A 7593-nucleotide genomic window follows, 5' to 3' on the forward strand; every position below is an offset into this window, starting at 1 on the left:
ATGGAACGGCCAGTTGACTGATATCGTCGTCGTCGAATCTCCCTCCAAAGCCAAGACGATCAATAAATATCTGGGCGATTCCTATAAGGTTCTGGCGAGTTTCGGGCATGTGCGCGACCTGCCGCCGAAGGATGGCTCCGTCCGCCCGGACGAGGATTTCGCCATGGACTGGCAGGCCGATGACCGCGGCGCCAAGCAGCTCTCCGAAATCGCCAAGGCGCTGAAGGGGGCGGGGACGCTCTATCTGGCGACTGACCCGGATCGCGAAGGCGAGGCGATTTCCTGGCATGTGCAGACGGCCCTGGCCGAGCGCAACGCGCTGAAGGGCGTGAAGGTTCGCCGGGTGACCTTCAACGAGATCACCAAAAGCGCGGTCAAACACGCGATGGCGCATCCGCGTGATCTCGATACCCCGCTGATCGAGGCCTATCTGGCCCGCCGGGCGCTGGATTATCTGGTCGGCTTCACCCTCTCGCCGGTGCTCTGGCGCAAGCTGCCGGGCAGCCGCTCGGCCGGGCGGGTGCAATCGGTGGCGCTGCGGCTGATCTGCGAGCGCGAAGCCGAGATCGAAGTGTTCAAGGCGCGCGAATATTGGACGGTGGAAGCCGCCATGCTCACCCCGACCGGCGCGCCCTACCCTGCCCGGCTGACCCATTACCAGGGCAAGAAGCTGGAACAGTTCGACCTCAATAACGAGGTCTCCGCCCGCGCCGCCGAGGCGGCGGTGAAGGCCGGGACGTTCAACGTCGCGAATGTCGAGAAAAAGCGCACCCGCCGCTCGCCGCCGCCGCCTTTCATCACCTCCACCTTGCAGCAGGAGGCCAGCCGCAAGCTCGGCTTCTCCTCCCAGCAGACCATGCGCCTGGCCCAGCAGCTTTATGAGGGTGTCGAGATCGGCGGCGATACGGTGGGTCTGATCACCTATATGCGAACCGACGGCGTGCAGCTGGCGCAGGAGGCGGTGTCCTCCATGCGCAAGCAGATCCAGGCCGAATTCGGCGATGCCTATGTGCCGGTGGCCCCGCGTATCTATCAGAGCAAGGCCAAGAACGCCCAGGAAGCGCATGAGGCGATCCGCCCGACCGACATCGCGCTGAAGCCCGAAAAGGTGGCGCGCATGCTCAATGCCGAGCAGGCGAAGCTCTATGAGCTGATCTATAAGCGCGCTCTGGCCTGCCAGATGTCGGCCGCCGAGCTGGACCAGACGGCGGTGGACCTCACCGACGGCAAGGGCCAGACCCTGCGCGCCACCGGCTCCGTGCTGGCCTTCGATGGCTTCCTGAAGCTCTACCGCGAGGACCAGGACGACCCCTCCGATCAGCAGGATGAAGATAGCCGCATCCTGCCGCCGATCGCCAAGGGCGACCCGGCCAAGACCCGGGACGTCACCGCCAGCCAGCATTTCACCCAGCCGCCACCGCGTTTCTCCGAGGCCAGCCTGGTGAAGAAGATGGAAGAGCTGGGCATCGGCCGGCCCTCCACCTACGCCTCCATCCTCTCGGTGCTGCGCGACCGCAATTATGTGAAGCTGGAAGCGCGGCGCTTCATCCCTGAGGATCGTGGCCGGCTGGTCACCGCCTTCCTCACCTCTTTCTTCGCGCGCTATGTCGATACCGGCTTCACCGCCAATCTCGAGGAGCAGCTCGACCAGATCGCCGAGGGCAATGAGGATTGGCGGGCGGTGCTGCGCGCCTTCTGGGACGATTTCTCGGCCGCCGTGGCGCAGACCAAGGATCTGAAAATCTCGGACGTGATCGACGCGCTGGACGCCGATCTCGGCCCGCATTTCTTCCCCACCCGTGAGGATGGGACCGATCCGCGCCTCTGCCCCGCCTGCGGCGAGGGCCGGCTGGGGCTGAAGCTCGGGCGGTTTGGCAGCTTCATCGGCTGCTCGAATTATCCGACCTGCCAATATACCCGCAAACTCGCTGTCGAGGGCGGGGATGACGAGAGTGATGCGCTGAAGGATGGCATGCGCCTGCTCGGCCAGCATCCGGATACGGGCGAGGATATCACTTTGCGCCGTGGTCCTTACGGGCTCTATGTGCAGCAGGGCGAGCCGGACCCGGAGGATAAGAAGGCCAAGCCCAAGCGCGCTTCGCTGGCGCGTGGCATGGAAGGGGCGACGCTGACGCTGGAAGAGGCGCTGGGGCTGCTCTCCCTGCCGCGACTGATCGGGCTGCACCCGGAGAGCGGGCAGAAGATCGAGGCGAATATCGGCCGCTTTGGGCCTTATGTGAAAATGGGCGCGCTCTTCGCTTCCATGGACCGCGATGACAGCGTTCTGCATATGGGGCTGAACCGGGCGATGGAGCTGATCGCCAAAAAGCAGGACAGCATCAAGAGCATCGGCGCGCATCCGAAGGACGGGGCGGAGGTGCTGGTGCGCAAGGGCCGCTTCGGGCCGTATGCGCAATGGGGCAATGTCGTCGCCAACCTGCCGCGTGGGGTGGAGATGACGGCGGTGACGCTGGATGAGGCGGTGGCGCTGCTGGCCGAGAAGGGCAAGACGCTGGCGCCGCGCGGCAAGAAGGGGGCGAAGGCGCCAGCGAAGAAGGCGCCGGCTGCGAAGAAGGCCGCACCCGCCAAGGACACGGCAAAGAGCACGGCCGCCAAGGCGCCTGCGAAAAAGCCCGCTGCGAAGAAACCGGCCGCGAAGGCCGCGCCTGCCAAAAAGCCGGCAGCCAAGAAGCCGGCCGCGAAAACGGCCGGCTAAACCGGGTCAGGCGCTCGGCTTGGAGCGTGCCCGGCTGACGGGGCGTGGCGCGGGGCGGGCTTTCGCCACCGGGGCGGGCGCTTCCTCATCCTGAGGCACCGGCGTTGCCGCAACGGGCTTGTTGATTTGGGTTTTCGGCGCGGTTGTCGCCAACTCGGCGGTCCGGGCCTTGGACGTTGAGGTCTCATGCACCTCCCGCGCCGGCTCCGGCGAGGTCGGCTCGGCGGCTTTGCGCGGGGCCGGGATGGTGCGCAGCAAGGTGCTGGCCTCGGTGAAGCTCTCGCGCAGCTCGTCGGAGATTTCCTTCGCCAGCGCCTGAGCCTGTTCGATATCGCGCTGCACCAGGTCCGAGACATGGGTGGGGTCGAGCTGGTTCCACTGCATCAGCGTCATCCGGCTGGCCAGATATTCCTGGCTGAAGCGCATCTGCGCGCGCATCGCCGCCCCCAGCCCCTGGAACAGACGCTCCTGTGCCTGCAGCAGATTGGCCGTGCGGGCCTGGAATTGCCGCATCGCGGCCTCAGGATCGAAATTGGCGCCCATGAAGGCGGGGCCGGATGGGGTGTGCGGGTCGAGCTTCGCCATGTCGCGTCCTCCTCAGCAATAAGGTCAATATAGCCATTGCCGGCGCCGATGTGGCGGAATTTCGCGTAATTTTATAAGGTTTTTGCAGACTCGGAGGTAAGGATGAACGGATTTCACGGGCTCTTGGCAAGCGCTGGCGTGCTGGGCGGGCTGTTCGCGCTGCTCACCGCGAATGTGTTTTCCCAGCGCTTCAAGGCGGGCGTGAAGCTGGGGACTGGCGGGCCGGAGCATCAGGCTTTGCTGGTGGCCGTGCGCACCCATGCGAATTTCGCCGAATATGTGCCGCTGTGCTTGCTGCTGCTGGCCGGAGATCTCTATGGCGGGGCGCCGGCCGGGCTGGTGGTGAAGGCCGGCTGGGTGCTGGTGGCGGCACGGGTGGCGCATGTGGTCGGCATGCAATTGCCCGCCCCGAATAAAAGCCGCGCGGCCGGCGCGCTGTTGACGCTGGCGGTGCTGGTTGGCGCCGGTCTGGAGGCGGTTTATCTGGCGATCTAGATCAGCTGCTTGAAATCTCCCGCAAAGAAAAAGCCAGAGTGCTCCGCGTGCCCATGGGAACGCGGGACGCTCTAGCTTTGGTCGTCGCGAGCAATCTCATCTGTTGATCGTGGCGCTGGCGCGTCAGCCTACACAGATATTGCCCTGAAGGCGGTATCGTCGCGTCAGGTCAGAAGGTCAGCTTGGTCTCCAGCCCAAACACCCAGGCATTGGCGTAATGCTTGTAGGAGAAGGTGCCGGGATCCATCACATATTGCACGTTGGGATGGATGATCCACCACGGCGCCGCCTGGAACCCGTAACCGGCTTCGATCACGCCCTCGCCTGTGGACAGATCCGTCAGCGTCCCATGCGAGGCGGCTTCCTTCGCGTCGATCGCGCGGTGATTGATGATGGCCCGCACATAGCCGACATTGATGTAATCGTTCGGCCGCGCCGCGAAGGGACCGCGCGCTTCCAGCCCGCCAAGAACCGAGCCCTGGAACAAAGCGGTGCTGGGGTCGGAATAGGAGACCATGGCGATGGCGATCAGCCCGCGCTTGGGCCCGCCAAAGCTCATCAGCATCTGGTCGCCGATCGCGTAAAACCCATAGCGCCCGTTCTGGAGGTCCGAGGCGTTGGTGACGGAGGCGGCGTTGCTGGTATCGTAATAGGCGCCAACCTTATATTCGCCGGGCAGGCCGCCGAAATGCGTCTTGTAGGCCGCCTCGACGGGGATCAGCGCCCCGGTGGAGCCGGAGGTGGACATTTTCAACCCATTGCCCGGATTGCCGTAGGTTGGATTGACGTCATAGACACCGGCTTCGAGATAGGCGTCCGGGGTGAAGTTCAGCTTGACGCGGCCGCCCCATTTTCCGGTCGGGTTATCGGACCAGCCAGAGGAATTCGGCAGATTCTGCGGGTGGGCGCAGAAGCCGACATTCTGGAAGTCGCAGCCATAGGCGATGCCGGCGAAATCATTGCCCATCGGGTAGAAGCCGCCTTTGAGCTCGACCTGGTCATGGAACAGCTTCTGGGTGAGGCTGATTTCGACCACCCGGGTCGTCTCGCCGGCGCCGTAAACTTCCTGCACCGCCAGCTTGTTGCCGGTATAATCGGCCGAGGTGTTGCGCCCGACGCGGCTGTTGAAACCGACCGTCAGCGTGGTGCCGTTCAGCCCGGCGAGCTTGCCGAGATCCGCCTTGAACCCGTAATAAAATTGCGAGGCGAGATCGCTGCCCTGGCGCTTGCCGCCGGAGGCGCTGCTCGCCAGCTCGCCAACATAACCTGCGGTGAAATCGATCCCGTCCGCGGCAAGCCGGGTGCGCCCGCCATTCCAGTTCCCGGTCATGGTTTTCTGGTTCATCCAGTCCTGCCATGTATAGGCCTGGGCGGCGCCGGCTGAAATCGCGGCAAGGCCGAGCCCCCCCAGCAACACAGCTCGTAATTTGGTAAATTTGTATGACAAATCTTGGGCAATCATGAACATGCTCCCAGCATTGTTTTTGCTTTCACGCGGAATTCGCGCTCCGATGACGTACAAAGCCCGACAAAATATGTCAAATATAATTATCTCTTAGTTTACAGGCTTTTTTCCGTGTCTCGTATTCTTTAGTTTTTAAAAGCATTTTTGGCGGCGCGCCGAAATTTGTTTAGTCGTAAAATGAGTTGACATATTTTCGGCGCTGTCCTTTTATGCGCCACGGCCGCGCGCCGCGTGGCGGAGTCGCAATAAGCCCATGCAACTGGGCAAAAGGGAAACGGAACATGATATCAGAAAAAGTCTCGCGCAGAACGGTTTTGGGTGGCATGGCGGCGGCTGGGTTGAGCGGCGTGGCGCGCGCCGCGGCGCCGGCCCTGCCGTCCTCGCCGGTGAGCCTCAGCATCGTCGACGTGGCCGGCACGCTGGCCCTCACCCGCCCGGCTTTCGACGCTTATCTGAAGCAGAAGCCGCATCTGGTGTCGCACATCGAATACAGCAAGGCGCCGGCGCCGGAATTGCCGGGCAAGCTGCATGCCGAGCAGCAGGCCGGGCGGCTGGATATCGACATGGTGCTGACCGGGATCGACGCGCTCTCCGCCGGCCTGAAGCAGGGCATCTGGATGCCGCTTTTCCCCAATTACGCCAGCGCCCTGCCCAACCCGTCCGCGATCTATCAGCCGCATGCGCTGCAGATGCAGAATTTCGCCCAGGACCATGCGCTGGAAGTGGTGTTCTGCCCCGCCGGGCCGCTGATCGAATATAACCCGGCGATGGTCAAGCAGGTGCCGACGACGACCGCCGATATGCTCGCCTGGGCCAAGGCGAATCCGAAGAAATTCATCTATGCCCGGCCCGAGAATTCCGGCCCGGCGCGCATCTTCATGATGGGCCTGCCCTATCTGCTAGGCGATTCCAACCCGCGTGACCCGCGCAAGGGCTGGGACAAGACCTGGGCCTTCATGGCGGAGCTGGGCAAGACCATCGAATATTACCCCTCCGGCACCGGCACCGTGATGCAGGAGCTGGGCTCGGGCCTGCGCGCGATGACGCCGACCCAGACCGGCTGGGACATCAACCCGCGCGCCCTGGGCGTGGTTCCGGCCTCGGTCGAGGTCGCGAAGTTCGACAACCAGATCATCGTCTGCGATGCCCAGTACATGGCGGTGCCGAAGGGCATCAAACCAGAAAAGCTGGCCGTGATCCTGGATCTGATGAATTTCATGCTGCAGCCGGCGCAGCAGGCGGTGACCTATGACGAGGGCTATTTCTATCCCGGCCCGGCGGTGAAGAATGTGCCGCTGTCGATGGCGCCGCAGAAGAGCCAGGATGTGATCGCGAAATTCGGCCGTCCCTGGTACGACCAGATGATCGCCAGCGCCCCCACCTACATGCCGCTGAACGCGGATGATCTCGTCTATGCGCTCGGCCGCTGGGACCAGCAGATCGGCGTGATCACCGCGTCCTGATAAAAGACCAACGAGGAGTTCAAGGGTTATGACGATTTCCGCGAAGAATTTCCGGGAACTGAGGCTTGAGCGCATGCGCCGCGACTTTGGCGGGCTGAACGCGCTCAAGGATATTTCCCTCACCATCAAGCGGGGCGAGTTCATCGCCTTGCTGGGGCCTTCCGGGTGCGGCAAGTCGACGGCCCTGAACTGCCTCGCCGGATTGCTGCCGCTCACCGGCGGCAGCATCTGGGTGGATGATAACCGCATCGACCATCTGAAGCCGGAAGATCGCGGTTTTGGCATGGTGTTTCAGAATTATGCGCTGTTTCCGCATATGTCGCTGCGCAAGAATATCGGCTTTGGCCTGCGCATGCAGAAGCAGCCGCAAGCGGTGATCGACGCCAAGGTCGAGGAGGCGCTGGCGCTGGTGCGTTTGACCAAGCAGGCGGACAAGCTGCCCGGCCAGATTTCGGGCGGCCAGCAGCAGCGCGTCGCGATCGCCCGCGCCATCGTCGTCGAACCGCCGCTGGTGCTGATGGATGAGCCGCTGTCCAATCTCGATGCCAAGCTGCGTCTGGAAATGCGCGCGGAAATCCGGCGCATCCATAACATGATCGGCTGCTCCACCATCTACGTAACGCACGACCAGGACGAGGCGCTGTCGCTCGCGGACCGCATCGTGGTGCTGCGCGATGGCGAGGTGCGTCAGGTCGGCACGCCGCAGGAACTTTACGCCCGCCCGGCCCATGCCGATGTGGCGGAGTTCATGGGCTATCGCAATCTGCTGAAGGCCGAGGCGGAGGCTGAAGAAAATGGCCGGCTCAGCATGCGCGTGGGGGATGCGCGCATCGCCGGTCTGGCGGTCGAGCCCGGCAATGGCCGCGATG

At 63.5% G+C, this 7593-nt stretch carries 6 protein-coding genes; 4 read left to right on the plus strand and 2 right to left on the minus strand.

Annotation, left to right across the window (positions count from 1 at the left end):
* Positions 1 to 13: 13 nt before the first annotated feature.
* Positions 14 to 2716, plus strand: a complete 2703-nt coding sequence (gene topA, locus MXAZACID_RS04915) for a type I DNA topoisomerase (protein WP_008493015.1) — start codon at positions 14 to 16, stop codon at positions 2714 to 2716.
* Positions 2717 to 2722: 6 nt separating this feature from the next.
* On the opposite strand, the gene MXAZACID_RS04920 is transcribed toward topA, so the two are convergent.
* Positions 2723 to 3301: a hypothetical protein gene (locus MXAZACID_RS04920; protein ID WP_008493016.1), complete on the minus strand. Its 579-nt coding sequence runs from the start codon at positions 3299 to 3301 to the stop codon at positions 2723 to 2725.
* A gap of 102 nt (positions 3302 to 3403) precedes the next feature.
* Here MXAZACID_RS04920 and MXAZACID_RS04925 point away from each other — a divergent pair, with 102 nt between their 5' ends.
* Positions 3404 to 3796 (plus strand): MAPEG family protein, encoded by a 393-nt coding sequence (locus tag MXAZACID_RS04925; RefSeq protein WP_039884739.1) that lies wholly within the window; start codon positions 3404 to 3406, stop codon positions 3794 to 3796.
* A 169-nt stretch (positions 3797 to 3965) separates the two neighbouring features.
* Here MXAZACID_RS04925 and MXAZACID_RS04930 read toward each other — a convergent pair whose 3' ends face one another.
* A complete protein-coding gene (locus MXAZACID_RS04930; protein WP_240376530.1) occupies positions 3966 to 5243 on the minus strand; it encodes a carbohydrate porin in 1278 nt (425 codons plus the stop codon).
* Between the two features lie 299 nt (positions 5244 to 5542).
* Between MXAZACID_RS04930 and MXAZACID_RS04935 the strand changes: the two genes are divergently transcribed.
* Positions 5543 to 6724, plus strand: a complete 1182-nt coding sequence (locus MXAZACID_RS04935; RefSeq protein WP_051060189.1) for an extracellular solute-binding protein — start codon at positions 5543 to 5545, stop codon at positions 6722 to 6724.
* A gap of 28 nt (positions 6725 to 6752) precedes the next feature.
* A partial coding sequence (locus MXAZACID_RS04940; protein WP_008493021.1) for an ABC transporter ATP-binding protein occupies positions 6753 to 7593 on the plus strand: 841 nt, incomplete at its 3' end.

The sequence above is a fragment of the Acidocella sp. MX-AZ02 genome, assembly GCF_000306035.1.
In the GTDB taxonomy this organism is placed as follows: Bacteria; Pseudomonadota; Alphaproteobacteria; order Acetobacterales; family Acetobacteraceae; genus Acidocella; species Acidocella facilis.

Bases quoted from the DNA above. Each gene is read 5' to 3' on its own strand.
- MXAZACID_RS04920 (WP_008493016.1), bottom strand. From the start codon at position 3,301: ATGGCGAAGCTCGACCCGCACACCCCATCCGGCCCCGCCTTCATGGGC.
- MXAZACID_RS04925 (WP_039884739.1), top strand. From the start codon at position 3,404: ATGAACGGATTTCACGGGCTCTTGGCAAGCGCTGGCGTGCTGGGCGGG.
- MXAZACID_RS04935 (WP_051060189.1), top strand. From the start codon at position 5,543: ATGATATCAGAAAAAGTCTCGCGCAGAACGGTTTTGGGTGGCATGGCG.